The sequence below is a fragment of the Pseudomonas wadenswilerensis genome (genome assembly GCF_024749185.1).
Lineage (GTDB): Bacteria > Pseudomonadota > Gammaproteobacteria > Pseudomonadales > Pseudomonadaceae > Aquipseudomonas > Aquipseudomonas wadenswilerensis.
In genome coordinates this window covers 5323394-5345979 of record NZ_CP087191.1, presented here as the reverse complement: position 1 = coordinate 5345979, position 22586 = coordinate 5323394, and the positions used below count along the sequence as shown (strand labels likewise).

Here is a 22586-nt window from a genome sequence, read left to right as displayed (position 1 = left end):
ACGGAAGTAAGTGCTAACTAGCTTCCTTGCCGAGTGAGTTGGGAAAAGTGTCAGGGGGTAGTGGAAATAATTTCGATTTCTATTTCATGCCTATCGCGGGGCAAGCCCGCTCCCACAGGGCCCGCATCGGGCCCTCAGTGCGTATCGCGTTTAGCTACCACCGTCACCCACCACGGTGTGCGCTGTTCGATCTGCACCGGCAAGGTCGGCAGCAACGAGGTCAGCGCCAGGTCGGTATCGTTGAGCGGGAAGCTGCCGGTAATGCGCAGGTCCGCTACATCCGCAGCAACCCCGAGATGCCCGCTGCGGTAACGTCCCAGCTCGTTGACCAGATCGGCCAGGCGCACGTTGTCGACCACCAGCATGCCGCGGGTCCAGGCATCGGCACCGGCGGCCAGGCCGTCAGCCCGGCCCAAGCGGTCGTGGCTCATTAGCACTTGCTGGCCTTCTTTGAAGATTTGCTCGTCGCCGCTGTTCTGCGGCCGGGCAGCCACCGCCGACTGCAGCACGCTCAGGCGCGTGCCCTGGTCTTCGAGCCTGACCAGGAAGCGCGTACCCAGTGCGCGCATGCGGCCGTCCTCGGTAGTGACTACAAACGGGCGATCGTCCTTGTGGCCGGTCTCGATAGAGATTTCACCTTCGTGCAACACGATCAGGCGCTCTTGCTCGTCGAAGCGGATATCCACTGCCGAATGGGTGTTGAGGCTGATCAGGGTGCCATCGGTGAGGCGCAAGGTACGCTGCTCACCCGTGCCGGTGCGTTGATCGGCCAGCCAGTAGCCCAGCGTCTGATGGGCACTGACCCAGCTCAGCAGACCCACCACCAGCACCAGGCTGGCCAGGCCGCTGCCCAGCTTGCGTACCCGTTGGCGCAGACCGGCGCGTGATTGCAGCAGGGCCTGGCGCGCAGGGCCGGCCGCGGCGCTGAAGCGCTGGTCGAGCATGCCCAGTTGCATCCAGGCGCGCGCGTGTTCTTCGTTGGCGGCATGCCAGCGGGCGAACTCGGCGCGTTCGTCGGTGCTGCCACTGCCCGAGTCCAGGCACAGCTGCCAGGCGATCGCGGCATCCAGCACCCGCGCCGAAACCGGCTTGTTATTCATGTCGGTTCACCGTACAGCGCCACGTAGCACTGGCGCATGCCCTGGGCCAGGTACTGGCGCACCCGCGATACGGAAACGCCCAGGCGTTCGGCGATCTCGGCATGGCCCAGGCCGTCCAGGCGGTTATACAGGAATGCTGCCCGGGCCTTGCTCGACAGCTTGCCAAGCAGGCGGTCGATGGCCTTGAGGTCTTCGAGGATCAAGTGTTGTTCTTCGGGGGAGGGCTGCTCGGCTTCGGGGATCAGCATCAGCTCGGCCAGATACGCCTGCTCCAGTGCGGCGCGGCGAAAGTGGTCGAACAGCAGGCCCCTGGCAATGGCCAGCAGGAACGCCCGGGGTTCGCGTGGCGCAGGCAATTGCTCGCGCCCGAGCAGGCGCACGAAGGTGTCCTGGCTCAGGTCTTCGGCGCGCTCGGCGCAGGCGATATTGCGTCGCAGCCAGGCGAGCAGCCAACTGCGATGGTCACGGTACAGCGTACCGACCAGCTCAGTGTGTGGGCTTTGCACAGACGACAAGGCGTTCCCCGAAAAGATGCGTTAACTAACGAGAATTATTCGCGATTGTCGCAGAAGCTCCCCATCAGACGCAATTCACGCTCATCGGATGATGCTTAAAAGCCATGACTTTGTTGCCGACGCCTGCGCAGGCGATGCAACTGTTGGTCAAGCAGAGCCGGACTGTCCAGTTGCTGGCGCCGGGCCTGGCTGAACAGGATCAGCGCCAGCTCGGCGGTGACCAGGGCATCGGCACTGGCGTTGTGGCGCTCGGCGGCTTCCAGGTTGAAGTAAGCGGTCCAGTCATCCAGCCCGGCTTCGCGCAGGGTGATCTGCGGGTTGAGCAGGGGTGCCAGTTCCGCGACATCGAAGAACGGGTGCTGCAGGCGATAACCGAGATGGTCCTTCAAAGCGCGGCTGAGCATGCGTTGATCGAACGGCGCATGGAAGGCCAGTAACGGGCTGTCGCCGATAAAGTCCATCAGCTCAAGCAGGGCTTGGGCCGGGTCACAGCCAGCAGCGATGGCGCTGGGCCCCAGGCCGTGGATCAGCACACTGGAGGTGAGCTTGTGGTCGCGCTGGTGCAGGGTACGTTCGAACTGCTGGCGGAAGTCGATGGCACCGTCTTCGATCACCACCGCGCCAATCGACAGCACGTGGTCACGGTTGAGGTTCAGGCCGCTGGTTTCCAGGTCGAGCACCACCCAGCGCTGCTGGCGCAGGCTATGTTCGGCCAGCGGCGCCGGGGCAGTCAGCTGTTGCACGCGCTGGCGCAACTGCTCGTCGAGCCGTGGTGGGCTGGGGCGCAGCCAGGCAAACAGGCTCATAGCTGGTACCGCAGGGCCAGGCTGCTTTGCAGGCGCTGCGCCTGGCGCAGGGACTCGCGCAAAATGCGCCGGTCCAAGTGGTTGAGGCTGTCAGGGTCGACCCGGTTGGAGTAGGGCAGATTTTGCCGGCTCTGCAGTTGATGTTGCTGCATACGGGTTTGCTGAATGAAGTGGTAGGCCTCTTCATAGGCGGCGCCGTCGAGCGGGTCGATCACTTCCCTGGCCACCAGTTGGCGCAGGCGCTCCAGGGTGTTGTTGGCGCCGATGCCGTTGGCCAGGGCCAGCAAGCGTGCGCCATCGACGAACGGCGTCAGGCCCTGGACCTTGAGATCGAGGGTGGCGGCCTTGTCGTTACCCTGGCGGGTCAGCACGAATTCTCGGAAACGGCCCACCGGCGGGCGCTGGCGCAGGGCGTTGTCAGCCATCATGCGCTGGAACAGGCGGTTGTCGGCCACCTGCTCAAGGATGCTCTGGCGCAGTTGTTCACAGGCCTGCTCATCGCCCCAGACCACCCGCAGGTCGAAGTAGATGCTCGAAGCCAGCAGGTTCTCCGGCGTGGCTTCACGAATGAAGGCGGCAAAGCGCCTTGCCCATTCGGCGCGGGACAGGCACAGCTCGGGGTTGCCGGCCATGATGTTGCCCTTGCACAGGCTGAAGCCGCATTGCGCCAGGCCCTGGTTGATGTGCTGGGCCAGCGGCAGCAGGCGGCCGCGAATCTCGGCGGCATGGGCGGCATCGCGGGCTTCGAAAATGATGCCGTTGTCCTGGTCGGTGTGCAGGGTCTGTTCACGCCGGCCTTCACTGCCGAAGCACAGCCAGCTGAACGGCACGCCCGGGTCGCCCTTGTCTTCGATGGCCAGCTCGATCACCCGGCACACGGTGTGGTCGTTGAGCAGGGTAATGATCTGGGTAATCTGTGTCGACGAGGCGCCATGGGCCAGCATGCGCTCGACCAACTGGCTGATTTCGCCGCGCAATGACACCAGGTTTTCGACCCGGCTGGCGTGGCGGATGGTGCGCGCCAGGTGCACCAGGTCAACCCGTTGCAGGGAGAACAGGTCTCGCTCCGACACCACGCCACACAAGCGCCGCTCTTCGACCAGGCAGACGTGGGCAATATGCCGCTCGGTCATGGCGATGGCGGCATCGAAGGCACTGGCTTGCGGGCTCAGGTAGAAGGGTGAGGCGGTCATGTGCCGGCTGATCGGCTGGGCGAAGTCGGCGCTGGCATCGGCCACCACCTGGCGCAGGTCGCGCAGGGTGAAGATGCCGATGGGAAAGCGCTGCTCGTCGACAATGACAATGCTGCCGACCTGCTGCTCGTGCATCAGGCGCACCGCTTCACGCAGCGGCGTAGCCGGATCGCAGACCACCGGATGACGCATGGCCAGCTCACCCAGGCGGGTGTTCAGCGAATACTGGTTGCCGAGGGTTTCCACGGCGCGACGCTGGACCTGCTGGTTGACCTGGTCGAGCAGGCTGCTGACCCCGCGCAGGGCGAAGTCACGGAAGGCTTCGGAGAGGGTGAACAGGCGGATGAACGCGGCCTTGTTCAATTGCAGGCAGAAGGTGTCTTCGCCTGCCAGGTGTTCGGTGCGGGTAGCCCGTTCGCCGAGCAAGGCGGCGAGGGGGAAACACTCGCCGCTGGTGATCTCGAAGGTGGTTTCGGTGCCCGGGCGGGTCACGTGCTGACGCTCACCGACCACACGGCCTTGCTTGACGATGTAGAAGTGCTCGATCGGGCCGTCAGCGGGCTTGATGATGCTGTCATTGGCCGCATAGAAGCGCAGCTGGCACTGTTCGACGAGAAACGCCAGGTGGGCATTCTCCATCTGATTGAAGGGTGGAAAGCGTTGCAAGAATTGCATGGTCCCCTGGATGTTCTGCATCACTGCAGATTTTCCTGCCTGGGCGAAGGCGTCCATTTTGCTCATGAGCATTACCGCGTCTTTGTGTCGAGCTGTGATCATCGACCTTGTTGTTTTCGACCTTCATGGTCGGTCGCGGGGTGCTCAGTGCCCATTGGACGTAAGTCTATAAACCGCGTCAGGGTGTTGAAGCAGTGCGTCATGTGTCAATTACCCGACGAAAGGCAGTTTGCAAGTAATCTGAATGCAGTCTGAACTGATTCACAGGACATTTTGCAGGTCATTGATGATGAGGCAGCCATGTCCGACCATGAAGACATACTGAGCGAGGACGAGCGTGAGGCGCTGGCATCGGTAACGGCGCCACCGGCTGCGCCGCTGAAGGTATTGATCGTTGATGACAACCGTGTGGCCCGCGAAGCCCTGGCCAGGTACCTGAGCTCCAAGCGTATCAAGTGCCTGACCGCGAGCAGCGGCAAGCAGGCGCTGGAGTGCCTGGTCAAGGAGCGGGGTATTGGCCTGGTGATCACCGACCTGCGCATGGGCGCTTTCGGTGGTCTTGAGCTGATTCGACACATACGCGAATCGGAGCGCGCGGCGATGCCGATCATCATCGTGTCAGGGGCTGCGGATGTGCAGGACGCCATCGAGGCGATGCACTTGAGCGTTGTCGACTTTCTGCTCAAGCCGATCGATCTGGACAAACTGGTGGAGTTGGTGCGCAGGGAACTGGGGATTTCTTAGGCAGGTCTGGCCTCATCGCTGGCAAGCCAGCTCCCACAGGTACTGCATTCACCGACCCTGTGGGTGCTGGCTTGCCAGCGATGGGGCTGCAAAGCAGCCCCCGAGGATGCTACAGGCCGTTCCTGGCCTTGAACTCACGGCGACGACGATGCAGCACCGGCTCGGTATAACCGTTCGGTTGCTTGGTGCCTTCGACGACCAGTTCGACCGCCGCCTGGAAGGCGATGTTGTTGTCGAAGTCCGGTGCCAGCGGGCGGTACAGCGGGTCGTTGGCGTTCTGCTTGTCGACCACCGGCGCCATGCGCTTGAGGCTTTCGAGGATCTGCGCTTCGCTGACCACGCCGTGACGCAGCCAGTTGGCCAGCAACTGCGCGGAAATCCGCAGGGTGGCGCGGTCTTCCATCAGGCCGACATCGTTGATGTCCGGCACTTTCGAGCAACCGACACCCTGGTCGATCCAGCGCACGACATAACCAAGGATGCCCTGGGCGTTGTTGTCCAGCTCGTTGCGTTTTTCTTCGTCCGACCAGTTCGTGTCGGCCGCCAGCGGGATGGTCAGGATGTCATCGACCGAAGCCGGTGCGCGCTTGGCCAGTTCCGCCTGACGGGCGAACACGTCAACCTTGTGGTAGTGCAGGGCGTGCAGCGCTGCGGCCGTCGGCGATGGCACCCAGGCGGTGTTGGCACCGGCCAGCGGGTGAGCGATCTTCTGCTCGAGCATGTCGGCCATCAGGTCCGGCATGGCCCACATGCCTTTACCGATCTGGGCGCGGCCTTGCAGGCCGGTGGCCAGGCCGATGTCGACGTTGGAGTTCTCGTAGGCGCCGATCCACTTCTGGGTCTTCATGGCACCCTTGCGCACCACCGCGCCGGCTTCCATGGAGGTATGGATCTCGTCACCGGTACGGTCGAGGAAGCCGGTGTTGATGAACACCACGCGCTCACTGGCAGCCTTGATGCAGGCCTTGAGGTTGACCGTGGTGCGGCGCTCCTCGTCCATGATGCCGACCTTCAGGGTGTTGCGCTTGAGGCCCAGGGCATCTTCGATACGGCCGAACAGTTCGTTGGTGAACGCTGCTTCTTCCGGGCCATGCATCTTCGGTTTGACGATGTACATGGAGCCGGTGCGGCTGTTCTTGCGGCTGGTATTGCCGTTGAGGTTGTGGATCGAAGCCAGGCTGGTGACCAGGCCATCGAGGATACCTTCCGGCACTTCGTTGCCGTCCTTGTCGAGGATGGCATCGATGGTCATCAGGTGACCGACGTTGCGCACGAACAGCAGCGAACGGCCGTGCAGGCTGACCGAGCCACCGTTTGGCGCGGTGTACTCGCGGTCCGGGTTCATGGTCCGGGTGAAGGTCTGGCCACCTTTGCTGACGCTTTCGGCCAGGTCGCCTTTCATCAGGCCCAGCCAGTTGCGGTAGATCACCACTTTGTCGTCGGCATCGACGGCAGCGACCGAGTCTTCGCAGTCCATGATGGTGGTCAGGGCGGCTTCCATCAGCACGTCTTTGACACCGGCGGCATCGGTCTGGCCGACCGGGGTGCTGGCGTCGATCTGGATTTCGAAGTGCAGGCCGTTGTGCTTGAGCAGGATCGCGGTCGGCGCCGAGGCGTCGCCCTGGTAACCGATCAGCTGGGCGTCATCGCGCAGGCCGCTGTTGCTGCCACCCTTGAGGGCGACCACCAGCTTGCCGCCTTCGATGCGGTAAGCGCTGGAATCGACATGGGAACCAGCAGCCAGTGGCGCCGATTCGTCGAGGAAGGCACGGGCGAAGGCAATTACCTTGTCGCCGCGAACCTTGTTGTAGCCTTTGCCTTTCTCCGCGCCGCCGGCTTCGCTGATGGCGTCGGTGCCATACAGCGCGTCGTACAGCGAACCCCAACGGGCGTTGGAGGCGTTCAGGGCAAAGCGGGCGTTCATGACCGGCACCACCAGCTGCGGGCCGGCCATGCGAGCGATTTCGTCGTCGACGTTCTGGGTCGAGGCCTGGAAGTCTGCCGCTTCTGGCAGCAGGTAACCGATGTCCTGAAGGAAGGCTTTGTAAGCCACGGCATCGTGAGCCTGGCCTTTGCGCGCCTGGTGCCAGGCGTCGATCTGCGCCTGCAGTGCGTCACGTTTGGCCAGCAGTGCTTTGTTCTTTGGAGCGAGGTCGTTGATGATCTTTTCCGCACCCACCCAGAATTGTTCGGCGTTGACGCCGGTTCCGGGAATGGCTTCGTTGTTCACGAAGTCGAACAGGACTTTGGCGACCTGAAGGCCACCGACTTGAACGTGTTCAGTCATTGCTTGCCTCACTCTGCTCAGCTATTCAGCTCTTCTATTTAAGCCTTGCGCGCTTCTCTAAACACGGCACCAGAACATGCCCTCGCGGGCGGCTGGGTGCGGCCTGCCAGACAGGCTGGCGGGCGTTGGCGTATTTTCACAGGCGCCTTGGCAGACATCGATCCAACGTTTTGTAGTCCGCGCTGCGGCATACTACATGATGCGCTGCGGTTGTGAAAATTAGACTAAATACGTCGTTCTGCGACCAATTGGTCGCATAGGGTCACGCTGGGAATCGGTATGTTCTCAAAAAACCGGCAGATTGTTCCAGATAAATCTTGAAACAGTACACGATTAGTCATTCGAAGCTCCTGCGGCAGGTTGCCGCGCCTTGCCTATACTTTCTCCGCGCCCTTTGATTTCGGGGCTGAACGTTAAAAGCAGAGGGTTGCCGCGTGGATCATCTCGTATTGACAGTGATCGCCCCCGATAAGGCCGGGCAGGTCGAGCGTATCGCTGAATGTATTGCCGAGCATAACGGTAACTGGTTGGAGAGCCGCATGTCGCGGATGGCCGGGCAATTTGCCGGCATTCTCAAGGTGGCGGTGCCGGCCGAGTCCTACGATGAGCTGGTCGAGGCGCTGCAGGCCCTGGGCAAGTACGACATTCGTGTGCTGATCGCCGAAAGCGGCATCGAGCCGTCCTGCACCTGGAAGCCGATCGCCATGGAACTGGTGGGCAATGACCGCCCGGGTATCGTCCGCGACATTACCCGCTTGCTGGCCGACCAGGGCGTCAACGTCGAGCGCCTGACCACCGAGGTGCGCCCGGCGCCGATGAGCAGCGAGCCGCTGTTTCATGCCGATGCCTTGCTGGCCGTGCCGCTGACACTGTCGCTGGATGTCTTGCAGGGCAAACTGGAGGCGTTGGCCGACGACCTGATGGTGGAATTGAACCTGCGCCCTGAGGATTAGTTATCCCGGTTTATCGGGGATGCGCCTGTGGATAACCTTGGGAGATGTCGCTGCAGGCCACTAATTGCGTGGCCTGCATGGCTTTGTACGTTTTTTGATCAGCTGCGCCGGCGCAGGCTCAGCCAGGCATCCACGCTGTACAGCGCCAGGCCCGCCCAGATGAACATGAAGGCCACCAGGGTGCTGCTCGACAGATGCTCGCCAAACAGCCACACCGCCTGCAGCAGTACCAGGGTAGGCGCCAGGTATTGCAGGAAGCCCAGGGTGGTGTAAGGCAGATGCCGGGCGGCGGCGTTGAAACACACAAGTGGCACCAGTGTCACCGGGCCGGCGGCTATCAGCCACAGGGCTTCGCTGCTGGTGTAGAAGCTCGCCTGGGCGCTATGGGCCATGGGGTTGAGCAGCATCCAGCCGATGGCCAGCGGTACCAGCATCCAGGTTTCCACCACCAGCCCGGGCAGGGCGGCGACCGGCGCCTGTTTGCGGATCAGGCCGTAGAAGCCGAAGCTCAGTGCCAGCACCAGCGATACCCAGGGCAGGCTGCCGACCTGCCAGACTTGCTGGGCCACCCCGAGTGCAGCCAGGCCCACGGCTACCCACTGCAGGCGGCGCAGGCGCTCACCGAGCAAGAGCATGCCCAGCAACACATTGACCAATGGGTTGATGTAGTAGCCCAGGCTGGCTTCGAGCATGCGCCCGTTGTTGACCGACCACACGTAAGTCAGCCAGTTGCCGGCGATCAGCGAGCCACTCAGGGCCAGGATTGCCAGGCGTTTGGGGTTGTCGCGCAGCTCGCGCAACCAGCCAGGATGTTTCCAGACCAGTAGCAGCAACGAGCCGAACAGGGCTGACCAGAGCACCCGGTGGACGATGATTTCCACGGCGGGAACGCTTTGCAGCGCTTTGAAGTAGAGCGGGAACAAACCCCAGATGATGTAGGCGCTCAGGCCCAGGATGTACCCGCGGCGCGGGTTGGCGGCGTGCATGCAGATTCCTTGCTTAGGCAGCTATCTAAAAGCAGGGGGCTATTGTAGACAGACTCGCGCACGCTTCAGAACAATTTCAGCGGTTCTTCATCCAGTGCCGCCATTTGCTCACGCAGGGCGAGGATCTGGTCGCCCCAGTAACGCTCCTGGCCGAACCAGGGGAAGCTGCGCGGGAACGCCGGGTCGTCCCAGCGCCGGGCCAGCCAGGCACTGTAGTGCAACAGGCGCAGGGCGCGCAGGGGTTCGATCAGGGCCAGCTCGCGCGGATCAAAATCGTGGAACTCGTTGTAGCCATCCATCAGCTCGGCCAACTGGCCCAGGCGCTCGTGGCGATCGCCGGCAAGCATCATCCACAAATCCTGCACCGCCGGGCCCGTGCGGCAGTCATCGAGGTCGACGATGTGAAACACCTCGTCGCGGCACATCATGTTGCCCGGGTGGCAGTCGCCGTGCAGGCGAATGACCTGGTGCGGGGTGCTGGCGTAAACCGCCTCGACCCGCTTGAGCAGGTCGCGGGCCACCGACTCGAAGGCCGGCAGCAGGCTTTTGGGGATGAAGTTGCCTTCGAGCAGGGTATTGAGCGAGGCGTGGCCGAAGTTATCCACGGCCAGTGCTTCACGGTGCTCGAACGGGCGGGTGGCGCCGACCCCATGCAGACGGCCGAGCAGTTGCCCAAGGCGATACAACTGATCGAGGTTGCCCGGCTCTGGTGCACGGCCACCGCGGCGCGGGAACAGGGTGAAGCGAAAGCCGCTGTGTTCGAACAGGGTCTTGTCGTTGTGGACAAGTGGCGCGACCACCGGCACTTCGCATTCGGCCAGTTCAGCGGTAAAGCTGTGCTCCTCGAGGATCGCCGCGTCGGTCCAGCGGTCCGGGCGGTAGAACTTGGCGATCAGTGGTTCAGCCCCTTCGATACCCACCTGGTAGACCCGGTTCTCGTAGCTGTTCAGTGCCAGCACCCGGGCGTCGCTGAGAAAGCCGATGCTTTCCACGGCGTCGAGGACCAGGTCGGGGGTGAGTGTTTCAAAGGGGTGGGACATGCTCGCTCCTGCTGTGCGGTTCCCTGCATGGTATCGCACATCGGCGGCTCGTGTGGGAGCGGGCTTGCCCCGCGATGCAGACACCACCTGATGTGCTGTCTGCACTGGGGTCATCGCGGGGTACGTCGGGTCGCCGCATCGCCGCTCCTACAGATTGGGCTGCACAGACTCAACCCCCAACGATCCCGCCATCCTCCCTGCTGATCGCCATCACCGAGGAGCGCGGCTTGCCGTCGGGCAGGTGCTCGGGAAAGGTCGAGCCACCGGTTTCCCCCGGATGCTGAATACCGACGAACAAGGTGCGCTGATCCGGAGCAAAGGCGATCCCCGTCACTTCGCACGCCACCGGCCCGACCATGAAGCGGCGGATCTCACCACTGGCCGGGTCGGCGCAGAGCATCTGGTTGTTGCCCATGCCGGCAAAGTCACCATTGTTGCTGTAATCGCCGTCAGTCAGGATCCACAAGCGGCCATCGGCATCGAAGCCCAGGCCATCAGGGCTGTTGAACATGTTCTGTGGGGTGATGTTGGCGGAACCTGCCTTGGCATCACCGGCATGCACGGCCGGATTACCCGCTACTACAAACAGGTCCCAGTCGAAGCTCATCGCGCCATGGTCATCGGTGCTTTCGCGCCAGCGCAGGATCTGCCCGTAGACGTTCTTCTCGCGCGGGTTGGGGCCGCCGACCGGCTGGCCTTCTTCACCGCGTTTGACGTTGTTGGTCAGGGTGCAATAGACCTGGCCGTCCCTGGGGCTGACCACGATCCACTCCGGGCGGTCCATGCGCGTGGCCTTGAGGTGGCTGGCGGCCAGGCGCGCATGGATCAGTACCTGGGCCTGGCTGGCAAAACCGTTGGCGGCGTTGAGGCCGTTCTTGCCATGGGTCAGCTCCAGCCATTGGCCCTTGCCGCGCGGATGATCAAGGTTATGGTCGCCATCGTCGAAGCGCGCCACATACAAGGTGCCGTGGTCCAGCAGGTTGCGGTTGGCGTTGGCGTTCTTGTGGTCGATGCGATCGCGGCTGATGAACTTGTAGATGAACTCGCCACGCTCATCGTCGCCCATGTACACCACGGCGCGGCCGTCGCGGGTTTCGGCCAGAGCGGCGTTCTCGTGCTTGAAACGGCCCAGGGCGGTGCGTTTGACTGGAGTCGATTGCGGATCGAACGGATCGATTTCCACCACCCAGCCATGACGGTTCAGTTCGTTGGGGTTCTTGGCCAGGTCGAAGCGCGGGTCGTGCTGGTGCCAGTCGACCTCCTTGCCGGTGAGCGAGGCACCGTAGCGCTTCTGTGCGGCGTCGAAGGCCTGGGATGAATCGCTGCTGCCGAAGCAGTCGGTGAAGTTCTCTTCGCAGGTCAGGTAAGTACCCCACGGCGTCTTGCCGTTGGCGCAGTTCTGGAAGGTGCCCAGCGCCTTGCGCCCGCTGTTGTCGGCCGCGGTTCTGAGCAGTGCATCGCCGGCGGCCGGGCCATTCAGGCTGATGGGTGTGTTGCCATGGATACGCCGGTTGTAGGGTGAGTCCTGGACGAACTGCCACTGGCCATCACGGCGCCGCACTTCGATCACCGACACCCCTTCGGCGGCCTGGGCCTTGTGCACCTCTTCAGCAGAGGCCGGCTTGCCGCCATGGCTGAACAGGTAGCGGTAGTTGGTGTACTCGTTGTTGATCGCCATCAAGGCGCGGTCGTCGTCGCCGGGGAAGGGAAACAGGCTCATGCCGTCGTTGTGGTCACCGAACTGCAGTTCCTGGGCCAGGGCGCTGCCATTGCCGGAAGGGTCGAAGGCCGGGGCGTCGGCATGCAGCGGCTGGCCCCAACTGATCAGTACCCGGGCCTTGTAGCCTGGCGGCAGGCTGATGCTGTCGGCGGTGGCGGCGGGGATGCTGGCAAAGCCCAGCAGGCTGCTGCCGCCGGCGCTGACGCTGGCCGCCAGTACGCTGCGGCTGAGCAGATTGCCACCGAGAAACAGCGCCGCGCCGCACAAGGCGCCGGCGCCGATGAAGCGGCGGCGGCTGAGACGGGTCAGGTGTTCAAGGTCGGTTGGCTGATGTTCTTCTAATAGGTGCATGACAGGCTTCCTGCGGGTTTGGCAGTCACCTTAGTCAGGGTGCATGACGGTTTTGTGGCAGTTTTATAGAGGAGTTCCGAGAAGCACGTAGGAAGGTTGGAATTGCACTTGCAAGTTGCTGCCTACAACGACCTGATGGTCCTTCAGCCAGTGTGCTTCAGCGAAGGCGCAAAGGGTTTGCCCGCTGGCCAGTGCCAGACGCACTTCGGTGGGGCCTTCGGCGTCATCAAGCAAGGCATCGACCTTGACCGGCAAACAGTTGTAGCCCTCGGCAGGCTGTTGGTCGAGGCCCAGCAACTCGAGCCAGCCAGCCTTGATCAGCGCCACGACGGCGGTACCGGGGGTCAGTTCCAGGCGGCCGGTGCTGTCGTGGGTGATCTCGGCATCAATGCGCAGTTCGCCCGCCAGGGTCAGGCTGATGCGGTCATAGCGGCCCTGGGCTTCAATCGAGCTGATGCGCCCGTGCAGCTGGTTGCGCGCGCTGGTGCGCAGCATCAGGCGGCCGAGCAGGTCGAGATCGCTGGCGTCCTCGGCGGCTTCAAGGATCTGCGCCTGCAGGGCCTGCAAGCGCTGGTACAGACGCAGCACCCGTTGGCCTTCGGCAGACAGTTTTGCTCCACCACCACCGCGACCGCCAACACTGCGCTCGACCAGCGGGCTGGCCGCCAGGTTGTTGAGTTCGTCGATTGCATCCCAGGCCGCCTTGTAACTCATGCCGGCGCTTTTTGCCGCACGGGTGATCGAACCTTGTTCGGCAATGTGTTGCAGCAAGGCAATACGCTGCGGGCGGCGGACGATGTGCTGGGTGAGCAGGGCAGGCAGAGACATAAGCGGTAACGGGCACCTGAAAGGAAACAGCCCGAAAGTGCCCGCACCCCGCGTTCAAGTCAAGCGCTGCCGGGCTTGGCGGTGCGTGCGAGACAATAGACATCGACCCGTCGGGCACCCGCCTTGAGCAGCAGGCTGGCCAATGCCTGGGCAGTGGCGCCAGTGGTCAGTACGTCATCCACCAGCGCTACATGACGCCCGGCAATCAGGCTGCTGTCGTGCACGGCGAAGGCCTGGCGCAGGTTGCGTTTGCGTGCCTTGGCCTTGAGGCCTTGCTGGGCCGGGGTATCGAGGGTGCGAGTGAGTACCTGTTCGCTGCAGCTTATACCCAGCTGTTGCGCCAGCCAGTTGCCCAGCATGCCCGCCTGGTTGTAGCCGCGTTGACGCAAACGCCGCCGTGACAGCGGTACCGGCAGCAACAAGGCCGGGCGCGGTAGCCCTTCGTCAAAGCGGTGGATCAACCAGCGCCCGAGCAGTTGCGCGAGCAGGCGGCCCAGCGGCCACTGGCTGTTGTGCTTGAAGCGGGTAACCAGCGCATCGACCGGAAACCCGTAATGCCAGGGCGCCTCGACCCGATAGAAGGCCGGCGGGCGCCGGCTGCACTGGCCGCAGACCAGGCCATGCATGGGCAACGGCAGGGCACACACCTGGCAGCGATCATCCAGCCAGGGCAGTTCGCTTTCGCAGGCGACGCACAGGGGGTAGGGCTGCTCGGCCGCTTCATTGCAGAGTAGGCATGTATGGTTATTAAATAGCCAATTGTAAACCAGTGTTTTGAGTTGTGGTTGACAGTGCATCAGCCTTCCTTAACTATGCGAGCTATCCGTGATGCGCTGGCGGGGTTTCCTGTGCCGGCGCCAGTACAAGCCTAAACAAGGAATCGCCGATGAGCGCCAGCACAACTGCAACAACACGTCACGACTGGTCCCTGGCCGAGGTCAAAGCCCTGTTCCAGCAGCCGTTCAATGACTTGCTGTTCCAGGCGCAAACCGTGCACCGCGCGCATTTCGACGCCAACCGCGTGCAGGTCTCGACCCTGCTGTCGATCAAGACCGGCGCCTGCCCGGAAGATTGTAAATATTGTCCGCAGTCCGGCCACTACAACACCGGGCTGGAAAAACAGAAGCTGATGGAAGTGCAGAAGGTCCTCGAAGAGGCAGCCCGGGCCAAGGCCATCGGCTCGACCCGCTTCTGCATGGGGGCGGCGTGGAAGCATCCGTCCGCCAAAGACATGCCCTACGTGCTGCAGATGGTCAAAGGGGTCAAGGCCATGGGCCTGGAAACCTGCATGACCCTCGGCAAGCTCGACCTGGAGCAAACCCAGGCGCTGGCCGAGGCCGGGCTTGACTACTACAACCACAACCTCGACACCTCGCCGGAGTTCTACGGCAGCATCATCACCACCCGCACCTACAGCGATCGCCTGCAGACCCTGGCCTATGTGCGTGATGCCGGAATGAAGATCTGCTCGGGCGGTATCCTCGGCATGGGCGAGTCGCTGGACGACCGCGCAGGCCTGCTGATCCAGCTGGCCAACCTGCCGGAGCACCCGGAGTCGGTACCGATCAACATGCTGGTGAAAGTCGCCGGCACCCCGCTGGAGAACGCCGAAGAAGTCGACCCGTTCGACTTCATCCGTATGCTCGCCGTGGCCCGGATCCTCATGCCCAAGTCCCACGTGCGGCTGTCCGCTGGCCGTGAAGCGATGAACGAGCAGATGCAGGCCCTGGCGTTCTTTGCTGGCGCCAACTCGATCTTCTACGGCGAGAAACTGCTGACCACCGCCAACCCGCAAGCCGACAAGGACATGCAGCTGTTCGCGCGCCTGGGTATCCAGCCCGAAGCCCGTGAAGAGCACGCCGACGAAGTCCATCAGGCGGCCATCGAACAGGCCCTGGTGGAACAGAAGAGCAGCGAGCTGTTCTACAACGCCGCCTCGGCCTGAGGCGGCCATGGCTTTTGATCTTCGCGCGCGGCTGGAGCAACGCCGCGCAGCTGACTTGTACCGTCAGCGGCCGCTGCTGCAAAGCCCGCAGGGCCCTGAAGTGGTGGTCGACGGCCAGCCGTTGCTGGCGTTTTGCAGCAACGATTACCTGGGCCTGGCCAATCACCCGGAAGTGATCGCCGCCTGGCGCGCCGGTGCCGAGCGCTGGGGGGTCGGCGGCGGTGCCTCGCACCTGGTGATAGGCCACAGCAGCCCCCATCACGCGGTAGAAGAAGCCCTGGCCGAGCTGACCGGGCGGCCGCGGGCGCTGCTTTTTTCTACTGGCTACATGGCCAACCTCGGTGCGTTGACCGCACTGGTCGGGCAGGGCGACACGGTGCTGCAGGACCGTCTCAACCATGCCTCGTTGCTGGATGCCGGCCTGCTCAGCGGTGCGCGTTTCAACCGCTACCTGCACAACGATGCCGTGAGCCTGGCCAGCCGCCTGGACAAGGCCGTCGGCAATACCCTGGTGGTGACTGACGGCGTGTTCAGCATGGACGGCGACCTGGCCGATTTGCCAGCCCTGGCTGCGGTGGCCAATGCCCGCGACGCCTGGCTGATGGTCGACGATGCCCATGGTCTCGGCACCCTGGGACGCAACGGCGGCGGCATCGTCGAGCATTTCGGCCTGAGCCTCGAACAGGTGCCGGTCCTGATTGGCACCCTGGGCAAAGCCTGTGGCACCGCAGGTGCTTTTGTCGCTGGCAGCGAAGAGCTGATTGAATGCCTGATCCAGTTCGCCCGGCCCTACATCTATACCACCAGCCAGCCACCGGCCCTGGCCTGTGCCACCCTGCGCAGCCTGGAGTTGCTGCGCAGCGAACACTGGCGCCGTGAGCACCTGGCGGCGTTGATTCAGCAGTTTCGCAGCGGCGCCGAGCAGATCGGCCTGCAACTGATGGACAGCTTCACGCCGATCCAGCCGATCCTGATCGGCGACAGCGCGCGGGCCTTGCGCCTGTCGCAGATGCTCCGCGAGCGCGGCCTGCTGGTGACCGCGATCCGCCCGCCAACGGTACCCACCGGCAGCGCGCGCCTGCGCGTGACCCTGAGTGCGGCGCACAGCCCGGCGCAGGTGCAGCTATTGTTGAATGCACTGGCTGACTGTTATCCGCTGCTGGAGCCTGCAGATGCGTAATCATTTGATCCTGTTGCCAGGCTGGGGCCTGGGCAGTTCCGCCTTGCAACCGCTGGTGGCGACCCTGCGGGCCATCGACCCTGGCTTGCGGGTCGAAATCCAGGCCTTGCCCAGCCTGGTGTCCAGCAACCCCGAGGACTGGCTCGACAAGCTCGATCGGCAGTTGCCGCGCAATGCCTGGCTGGGCGGCTGGTCGCTGGGCGGCATGCTCGCCGCCGAACTGGCTGCACGGCGCGGCGATGACTGCCATGGGTTGATCACCCTGGGCAGCAACCTCAGTTTTGTCAGCCGCCCGGACTGGCCGCACGGCATGGCGCTGGATACCTTCCAGACCTTCCTCGAAGGTTGCCGCTATCACACCCAGGTCACCCTCAAGCGCTTCGTTTCGCTGTGCAGCCAGGGCGCCGAAGAGCCGCGCAGCCTGGCCCGCCTGCTCAGCGCCGGGATGCCTGCTCCCGCTCCGGAGCAGTTGGTGGCGGGGCTCGAAGTCCTTGGCCAGCTCGATACGCGTGCAGCCCTGCAGCGTTATGGCGGTCCGCAATTGCACCTGTTTGCCGGGCGGGATGGGCTGGTACCGGCGGAGGTCGCCGGCGAGTTGCTGGAAATACTGCCCGACGTGGAAGTCGGGCTGCTGGAAGACAGTGCTCATGGTTTTGTGATGGAAACACCTCATGAGTTGGCGGCGGCAATCAAGGCCTTTGTACATGAGAGTGACGATGACTGATCTTTCCCTGCCGGGCCTGCCCGGCGCCTTGCCCGATAAACGTCAGGTCGCAGCGTCGTTCTCCCGCGCTGCCGCCAGCTACGACAGCGTCGCCGAACTGCAGCGTGCGGTGGGCAATGCACTGCTTGAGCAGTTGCCCGGTGCATTCGAGCCGCAACGCTGGCTGGACCTGGGCAGCGGTACCGGCTACTTCAGTCGCACTCTGAACCGCCGTTTTCCCCAGGCTGCCGGTGTTGCCTTGGATATTGCCGAAGGGATGCTCCTGCACGCCCGGGAGCAGGGCGGGGCGCACCACCATGTGGCTGGCGATGCCGAGCGTTTGCCGCTGCGGGACGCCAGTGTCGAGCTGATCTTCACCAGCCTGGCGGTGCAATGGTGCGGCGATTTTCGCGCCGTGCTCAGCGAGGCCCGGCGCGTTCTGCAGCCGGGCGGCGTGCTGGCCTTCGCCAGTCTCTGCGTCGGCACCCTGCATGAGCTGCGCGAAAGCTGGCAGGCGGTCGACGGCCTGGTGCATGTCAACCGCTTCCGGCGCCTTGAGGACTATCAACGCCTGTGCGGCGAAAGCGAGCTGAAGGTGCTCGGCCTGCAGGTTCGGCCCCATGTATTGCACTACCCGGACGTGCGCAGCCTGACCCACGAGCTCAAGGCCCTCGGCGCCCACAACCTTAATCCGGGGCGCCCCGCCGGGCTTACCGGACGGGCACGAATGCAGGGCCTGTTGCAGGCCTACGAACGCTTCCGTCAGCCTCAGGGACTACCGGCTACCTATCAGGTGGTCTACGGTGTACTGCAAAAGCCGCCGGTAGAAGGGGAGTGAGATGAGCCGGGCCTATTTCATTGCAGGGACCGACACCGATGTCGGCAAGACCACCATTGCCGCCGGCCTTCTGCATGCCGCGCACCTGGCCGGGTTCAGCACCTTGGGTGCCAAGCCCGTGGCCTCGGGCTGTGAGGTCAGCAGCAAGGGCCTGCGCAATGCCGATGCCATGGCGCTGATCGCCGAAAGTTCGCTCAAGTTGCCCTACGAACAGGTCAATCCGTTCGCTTTCGAACCGGCCATTGCTCCGCACCTGGCTGCGCGGGAAGCCGGTGTCGCCCTGAGTGTTCAGGCCTTGTTGACGCCGATGCGCGAGGTGTTGGCCAAAGAGGCGGATTTCACTCTGATCGAAGGGGCTGGAGGCTGGCGCGTGCCGCTATCTGGTGAAGCCAACCTGTCAGACCTGGCCGTTGCCCTGAAGCTGCCGGTAATTCTAGTGGTCGGTGTGCGCCTGGGGTGTATCAACCACGCCTTGCTCACGGCCGAAGCCATCGCTCGCGATGGCCTGCAACTGGCCGGATGGGTCGCCAACATCGTCGATCCACGCACCTCGCGGCTGGAAGAAAACCTCGCCAGCCTCGCCGAGCGTTTACCGGCGCCGTGCCTGGGGCGGGTGCCCAAGCTCAAGCAGGTCAGCGCCGAAACCGTGGCTGCGTACCTGCAACTGGACCTGCTGGACTGAGACTGGTCTATCATAAGGCAAAGTGCCATTAGTGTTTTCAACGGGTCTTTTGCCAGCAAGTCTGCTTCAATAGAGGCCGTTCGCTTTTAGTGTCATGGAGTTTCGACATGGAAATCTCGGGCAGTTCAGCATACTACGCAGGGCTCGGTGCCATTAACGCTGGGCAAAACCGCGTCGATCAGGCCGCCAGCCAGATCGCCAACACCACCGTCGAGCGTGCCGCCACCAGCCAGTCCAGTGACTATCAGGCGGAGCGCCTGCGCGCGGTCGACCGCAGCCAGCAGATGGACCTGGCCACCAGCAGTGTCGAGATGGCGCTGGGCAAGCATCAGGTCGAACTCGGTGTCAAAGTGGCCAAAGCATCGGACGAAATGCTCGGCACCCTGATCGACACCTACGCCTGACCCCCTTCGGCTCGCCCTTCGCGAGCCTTCAACTAGTCTTTATGTATCAGCGCTTTGGCCTTGTTGGCCGGCGTTCGGCTGCGCGTTTGCCGGGCATTTTGCCAAGGCAATCGCGCAGTCTGGCATGGCCGAACTGCCCTCTGCTTGATGCTTGACAAGTTTTCGGCGTAAACGTATGTTTCAAACAACTGTTTGACCGAAAGCCGCCTAGAGCTGGTCGGTATATCGCGGTCTCCCTATCCAGGATTCATCAGCAGAGGTTCATCGCTATGCCTGATTACAAAGCCCCCTTGCGTGATATTCGCTTCGTTCGTGACGAGCTGCTCGGCTACGAAGCGCATTATCAGAGCCTGCCGGCTTGCCAGGACGCCACCCCGGACATGGTTGACGCCATCCTCGAGGAAGGCGCCAAGTTTTGTGAACAGGTACTGGCCCCGCTGAACCGTGTCGGCGACCTGGAAGGCTGCACCTGGAGCGAATCGGGCGTTAAAACCCCGACCGGCTTCAAGGAAGCCTACAAGCAGTTCGTCGAAGGTGGCTGGCCGAGCCTGGCCCATGACGTCGAGCACGGCGGTCAGGGCCTGCCTGAGTCGCTGGGCCTGGCGGTCAGCGAAATGGTCGGCGAGTCGAACTGGTCCTGGGGCATGTACCCTGGCCTGTCCCACGGCGCGATGAACACCATCTCCGAGCACGGCACCGCCGAGCAGCAGGAGACCTACCTGACCAAGCTGGTTTCCGGCGAGTGGACCGGCACCATGTGCCTGACCGAGCCACACTGCGGTACCGACCTGGGTATGCTGCGCACCAAGGCCGAGTCTCAGGCTGATGGTTCGTACAAAGTCACCGGCACCAAGATCTTCATCTCGGCCGGTGAGCACGACATGGCCGACAACATCGTCCACATCGTTCTGGCCCGCCTGCCCGATGCACCGGCTGGCACCAAAGGCATCTCGCTGTTCATCGTGCCGAAGTTCCTGCCGACCGCCGAAGGCACCGTCGGTGAGCGCAACGCCGTGTCCTGTGGCTCCCTCGAACACAAGATGGGCATCCACGGCAACGCCACCTGCGTGATGAACTTCGACGCCGCTACCGGCTACCTGATCGGCCCGGCCAACAAAGGCCTGAACTGCATGTTCACCTTCATGAACACCGCTCGCCTGGGTACCGCGCTGCAAGGCCTGGCCCACGCTGAAGTGGCGTTCCAGGGCGGCCTGAAATATGCTCGCGACCGCCTGCAAATGCGCTCGCTGACTGGCCCGAAAGCGCCGGACAAAGCCGCTGACCCGATCATCGTCCACCCGGACGTACGTCGCATGCTGCTGACCATGAAGGCGTTCGCCGAAGGCAACCGCGCGATGGTCTACTTCACCGCCAAGCAGGTGGACATCGTCAAGTACAGCCAGGACGAAGAAGAGAAGAAGAAAGCCGACGCACTGCTGGCCTTCATGACGCCGATCGCCAAGGCATTCATGACCGAAGTCGGCTTCGAAGCGGCCAACCACGGCGTGCAGATCTATGGCGGCCACGGCTTCATCGCCGAGTGGGGCATGGAGCAGAACGTTCGCGACAGCCGTATCTCGATGCTGTACGAAGGCACCACCGGCATCCAGGCGCTGGACCTGCTCGGCCGTAAAGTCTTGATGACCCAGGGCGAGGCGCTCAAGGGCTTCACCAAGATCGTGCACAAGTTCTGCCAGGGTAACGAAGGCAACGAAGCAATCAGCGAGTTCGTCGCGCCGCTGGCCCAGCTGAACAAAGAGTGGGGCGAGCTGACCATGAAGGTCGGTATGGCCGCGATGAAAGACCGTGAAGAAGTCGGTGCCGCTTCGGTGGACTACCTGATGTACTCCGGTTATGCCTGCCTGGCCTACTTCTGGGCTGACATGGCGCGCCTGGCTGCCGAAAAACTGGCTGCCGGCACCACTGAAGAAGCCTTCTACACCGCCAAGCTGCAGACCGCGCGCTTCTACTTCCAGCGCATCCTGCCGCGTACCCGCACCCACGTAGCAACCATGCTGTCGGGCGCCAACAACCTGATGGACATGAAAGAAGAGGACTTCGGTCTCTCCTACTAAGTCAAAGGCTGTAAGAAAAAACGCCTGCCCTCACCGGCAGGCGTTTTTTTTTGCTTTTGCTTCCTGTGGGAGCGGGCTTGCCCCGCGATAGCTTTCTGTCAGCCACATCGCATCGCGGGGCAAGCCCGCTCCCACCCAGCCCAGCCCACCCCATCCAGCCATCCCGATCAAGTGCATTCATCTATTCATGTGCGCTGCCGATACATTAAGGCACAATGCCATTATTGATCTGCCGGGTCGGAGATTACCCTTGTTTCGTTTATCCGCTGTACGCCTGAGCCACTTCCTGCCATCGGTCTGTTTGCTGGTGTCAGGGCTCGCGGCCGCTTACGTGAGAGACCTCAGTGTGTTTTTCACGTCGCTGTTCAATGTCCTGCCCACCTTGGTTTTGTTGCTCGGCGGCGCCTACTGCGCCGTGTACCGCCGCCAACGTGAACTGTTTCTGATGCTCACGGTGTACATCGCCTACTTCCTGCTCGACACCCAGACCGACTTCTACCGCGACAACGGCCGCGTGCGAGAAGATGCAGCGGTGGTGTTCCACCTGGTCTGCCTGCTGTTGCCGCTGATGTTCGCCCTGTATGGCGCCTGGCAAGAGCGCACCCATCTGTTCCAGGACATGGTCGCGCGTTTCGCCGTATTGTTGGCTGTGGGCAGCGTCGCCCTGGGCCTGGAGCAGAGTTTTCCCCAAGCGCTGTTGAGCTGGCTGGCGGAGATTCGCTGGCCTTCGTTGCATGGCCAGTGGATGAGCCTGATCCAGCTGGCCTATCCGGTGTTCCTCTGCGCCTTCATCCTGCTGGTGGTGCAGTACCTGCGTGAACCGCGTCCCTTGCACGCGGCGCAGGTGATCGGCCTGATCGGTATCTTCTGGATGCTGCCCAAGACCTTCATCCTGCCGTTCACCCTGAACATCATGTGCAGCCAGGTGATGCTGATGATTGCCGCGGCGGTGTCCCACGAGGCCTATCAAATGGCTTTTCGTGATGAGCTGACCGGTTTGCCCGGCCGCCGCGCGCTCAACGAGCGCATGCAGCGCCTGGGGCGCAACTATGTGCTGGCGATGACTGACGTCGACCACTTCAAGAAATTCAACGACACCCATGGCCACGATGTGGGTGACCAGGTACTGCGCCTGGTGGCGAGCAAACTGTCCAAGGTCACCGGCGGCGGTCGGGCCTATCGCTATGGGGGTGAGGAATTCGCCGTGGTATTTGCCGGCAAAACTATCGAAGAGTGTATGCCGCACCTTGAGGCAGTTCGCGAGGTGATCGCCAACTACAACATCCAGTTGCGCAACCAGGACAACCGCCCCCAGGACGACCAGCAGGGTCGACAACGGCGTGGGGCGTCGGCGGCTTCCAGTGTGTCGGTGACTATCAGTATTGGTGCCAGTGAGCGCCTGGCCGATCATCGTTCACCCGATGAAGTGCTCAAATCCGCCGACCAGGCCCTCTACAGCGCCAAGGGCGCTGGGCGCAACTGTGTCATGGCCCATGGGGTTCAGGCAAAACGTGGTGCGGTGCGTATGGCGTGACCGAAATAGACTGTATAGTCGCCAGAT

At 62.9% G+C, this 22586-nt stretch carries 20 protein-coding genes; 10 read left to right on the top strand and 10 right to left on the bottom strand.

The window, feature by feature from the left end; genetic code table 11:
- Positions 1–134: 134 nt before the first annotated feature.
- From LOY45_RS24595 to LOY45_RS24580, 4 genes are all read right to left on the bottom strand, one after another.
- Entirely contained in the window at positions 135–1100 is a 966-nt protein-coding gene (locus LOY45_RS24595; protein WP_233674743.1) for a FecR domain-containing protein, read from the bottom strand.
- Positions 1097–1615: an RNA polymerase sigma factor gene (locus LOY45_RS24590; RefSeq protein ID WP_115084970.1), complete on the bottom strand. Its 519-nt coding sequence runs from the start codon at positions 1613–1615 to the stop codon at positions 1097–1099. The genes LOY45_RS24595 and LOY45_RS24590 overlap by 4 nt, the downstream gene beginning before the upstream one ends.
- Before the next feature lie 95 nt (positions 1616–1710).
- On the bottom strand, positions 1711–2421 hold the full coding sequence (locus tag LOY45_RS24585; RefSeq protein WP_115084971.1) for a 3'-5' exonuclease: 711 nt from the start codon (positions 2419–2421) through the stop codon (positions 1711–1713).
- Positions 2418–4355 carry a DUF294 nucleotidyltransferase-like domain-containing protein gene (locus tag LOY45_RS24580; RefSeq protein WP_258579324.1) on the bottom strand — a complete coding sequence of 646 codons (1938 nt, stop codon included), beginning with the start codon at positions 4353–4355 and terminating at the stop codon, positions 2418–2420. Before LOY45_RS24580 ends, LOY45_RS24585 begins: the two co-directional genes overlap by 4 nt.
- A gap of 234 nt (positions 4356–4589) precedes the next feature.
- Between LOY45_RS24580 and LOY45_RS24575 the strand changes: the two genes are divergently transcribed.
- Positions 4590–5033 carry a response regulator gene (locus tag LOY45_RS24575; RefSeq protein WP_115085005.1) on the top strand — a complete coding sequence of 148 codons (444 nt, stop codon included), beginning with the start codon at positions 4590–4592 and terminating at the stop codon, positions 5031–5033.
- Positions 5034–5142: 109 nt separating this feature from the next.
- Here the strand turns inward: LOY45_RS24575 and LOY45_RS24570 are convergent, their stop codons facing one another.
- Positions 5143–7320 (bottom strand): malate synthase G, encoded by a 2178-nt coding sequence (locus tag LOY45_RS24570; protein ID WP_258578498.1) that lies wholly within the window; start codon positions 7318–7320, stop codon positions 5143–5145.
- Positions 7321–7754: 434 nt separating this feature from the next.
- Here LOY45_RS24570 and LOY45_RS24565 point away from each other — a divergent pair, with 434 nt between their 5' ends.
- The gene (locus LOY45_RS24565) at positions 7755–8273 is read left to right on the top strand and encodes a glycine cleavage system transcriptional repressor (RefSeq protein WP_115084973.1); all 519 of its coding nucleotides are present in this window, start codon (positions 7755–7757) and stop codon (positions 8271–8273) included.
- A gap of 98 nt (positions 8274–8371) precedes the next feature.
- On the opposite strand, the gene rarD is transcribed toward LOY45_RS24565, so the two are convergent.
- The 5 genes from rarD to LOY45_RS24540 form a co-directional block, all read right to left on the bottom strand.
- Complete coding sequence (rarD, locus tag LOY45_RS24560; protein ID WP_115084974.1) at positions 8372–9259, bottom strand: EamA family transporter RarD; 888 nt, start codon at positions 9257–9259, stop codon at positions 8372–8374.
- Positions 9260–9324: 65 nt separating this feature from the next.
- Complete coding sequence (locus tag LOY45_RS24555) at positions 9325–10299, bottom strand: serine/threonine protein kinase (RefSeq protein ID WP_115084975.1); 975 nt, start codon at positions 10297–10299, stop codon at positions 9325–9327.
- Positions 10300–10468: 169 nt separating this feature from the next.
- Entirely contained in the window at positions 10469–12370 is a 1902-nt protein-coding gene (locus LOY45_RS24550) for a PhoX family protein (RefSeq protein ID WP_258578496.1), read from the bottom strand.
- Between the two features lie 63 nt (positions 12371–12433).
- On the bottom strand, positions 12434–13198 hold the full coding sequence (locus LOY45_RS24545; RefSeq protein WP_115084977.1) for a TOBE domain-containing protein: 765 nt from the start codon (positions 13196–13198) through the stop codon (positions 12434–12436).
- A 59-nt stretch (positions 13199–13257) separates the two neighbouring features.
- Positions 13258–13995, bottom strand: a complete 738-nt coding sequence (locus LOY45_RS24540; protein ID WP_134061255.1) for a ComF family protein — start codon at positions 13993–13995, stop codon at positions 13258–13260.
- 89 nt (positions 13996–14084) lie between these two features.
- Here LOY45_RS24540 and bioB point away from each other — a divergent pair, with 89 nt between their 5' ends.
- The 8 genes from bioB to LOY45_RS24500 all read left to right on the top strand — a co-directional run bounded on the left by bioB (position 14085) and on the right by LOY45_RS24500 (position 22559).
- A complete protein-coding gene (bioB, locus tag LOY45_RS24535) occupies positions 14085–15143 on the top strand; it encodes a biotin synthase BioB (protein ID WP_010221404.1) in 1059 nt (352 codons plus the stop codon).
- 7 nt (positions 15144–15150) lie between these two features.
- Positions 15151–16323 carry an 8-amino-7-oxononanoate synthase gene (gene bioF, locus LOY45_RS24530; protein WP_115084979.1) on the top strand — a complete coding sequence of 391 codons (1173 nt, stop codon included), beginning with the start codon at positions 15151–15153 and terminating at the stop codon, positions 16321–16323.
- Positions 16316–17047: an alpha/beta fold hydrolase gene (locus LOY45_RS24525; RefSeq protein ID WP_115084980.1), complete on the top strand. Its 732-nt coding sequence runs from the start codon at positions 16316–16318 to the stop codon at positions 17045–17047. Before bioF ends, LOY45_RS24525 begins: the two co-directional genes overlap by 8 nt.
- Positions 17040–17864, top strand: a complete 825-nt coding sequence (gene bioC / locus LOY45_RS24520) for a malonyl-ACP O-methyltransferase BioC (RefSeq protein ID WP_258578495.1) — start codon at positions 17040–17042, stop codon at positions 17862–17864. Before LOY45_RS24525 ends, bioC begins: the two co-directional genes overlap by 8 nt.
- 1 nt (position 17865) lies before the next feature.
- Positions 17866–18546, top strand: a complete 681-nt coding sequence (bioD, locus tag LOY45_RS24515; protein ID WP_115084982.1) for a dethiobiotin synthase — start codon at positions 17866–17868, stop codon at positions 18544–18546.
- Positions 18547–18653: 107 nt separating this feature from the next.
- Entirely contained in the window at positions 18654–18950 is a 297-nt protein-coding gene (locus LOY45_RS24510; RefSeq protein WP_115084983.1) for a pyrroloquinoline quinone biosynthesis protein PqqE, read from the top strand.
- A 269-nt stretch (positions 18951–19219) separates the two neighbouring features.
- Positions 19220–21025, top strand: coding sequence for a phenylacyl-CoA dehydrogenase (locus LOY45_RS24505; protein WP_258578494.1), 1806 nt, complete (start codon positions 19220–19222; stop codon positions 21023–21025).
- Between the two features lie 250 nt (positions 21026–21275).
- On the top strand, positions 21276–22559 hold the full coding sequence (locus tag LOY45_RS24500) for a GGDEF domain-containing protein (RefSeq protein ID WP_115084985.1): 1284 nt from the start codon (positions 21276–21278) through the stop codon (positions 22557–22559).
- Positions 22560–22586: the final 27 nt, after the last annotated feature.

What these genes read in the sequence shown, in the direction of transcription:
- LOY45_RS24595 (WP_233674743.1), bottom strand. Translation starts at nt 1,100, where the DNA reads ATGAATAACAAGCCGGTTTCGGCGCGGGTGCTGGATGCCGCGATCGCC.
- LOY45_RS24570 (WP_258578498.1), bottom strand. Translation starts at nt 7,320, where the DNA reads ATGACTGAACACGTTCAAGTCGGTGGCCTTCAGGTCGCCAAAGTCCTG.
- LOY45_RS24545 (WP_115084977.1), bottom strand. Translation starts at nt 13,198, where the DNA reads ATGTCTCTGCCTGCCCTGCTCACCCAGCACATCGTCCGCCGCCCGCAG.
- LOY45_RS24555 (WP_115084975.1), bottom strand. Translation starts at nt 10,299, where the DNA reads ATGTCCCACCCCTTTGAAACACTCACCCCCGACCTGGTCCTCGACGCC.
- bioF (WP_115084979.1), top strand. Translation starts at nt 15,151, where the DNA reads ATGGCTTTTGATCTTCGCGCGCGGCTGGAGCAACGCCGCGCAGCTGAC.
- LOY45_RS24525 (WP_115084980.1), top strand. Translation starts at nt 16,316, where the DNA reads ATGCGTAATCATTTGATCCTGTTGCCAGGCTGGGGCCTGGGCAGTTCC.
- LOY45_RS24575 (WP_115085005.1), top strand. Translation starts at nt 4,590, where the DNA reads ATGTCCGACCATGAAGACATACTGAGCGAGGACGAGCGTGAGGCGCTG.
- LOY45_RS24505 (WP_258578494.1), top strand. Translation starts at nt 19,220, where the DNA reads ATGCCTGATTACAAAGCCCCCTTGCGTGATATTCGCTTCGTTCGTGAC.
- LOY45_RS24580 (WP_258579324.1), bottom strand. Translation starts at nt 4,355, where the DNA reads ATGAGCAAAATGGACGCCTTCGCCCAGGCAGGAAAATCTGCAGTGATG.
- bioD (WP_115084982.1), top strand. Translation starts at nt 17,866, where the DNA reads ATGAGCCGGGCCTATTTCATTGCAGGGACCGACACCGATGTCGGCAAG.
- bioC (WP_258578495.1), top strand. Translation starts at nt 17,040, where the DNA reads ATGACTGATCTTTCCCTGCCGGGCCTGCCCGGCGCCTTGCCCGATAAA.
- LOY45_RS24540 (WP_134061255.1), bottom strand. Translation starts at nt 13,995, where the DNA reads ATGCACTGTCAACCACAACTCAAAACACTGGTTTACAATTGGCTATTT.
- LOY45_RS24585 (WP_115084971.1), bottom strand. Translation starts at nt 2,421, where the DNA reads ATGAGCCTGTTTGCCTGGCTGCGCCCCAGCCCACCACGGCTCGACGAG.
- LOY45_RS24550 (WP_258578496.1), bottom strand. Translation starts at nt 12,370, where the DNA reads ATGCACCTATTAGAAGAACATCAGCCAACCGACCTTGAACACCTGACC.
- LOY45_RS24510 (WP_115084983.1), top strand. Translation starts at nt 18,654, where the DNA reads ATGGAAATCTCGGGCAGTTCAGCATACTACGCAGGGCTCGGTGCCATT.
- rarD (WP_115084974.1), bottom strand. Translation starts at nt 9,259, where the DNA reads ATGCACGCCGCCAACCCGCGCCGCGGGTACATCCTGGGCCTGAGCGCC.
- bioB (WP_010221404.1), top strand. Translation starts at nt 14,085, where the DNA reads ATGAGCGCCAGCACAACTGCAACAACACGTCACGACTGGTCCCTGGCC.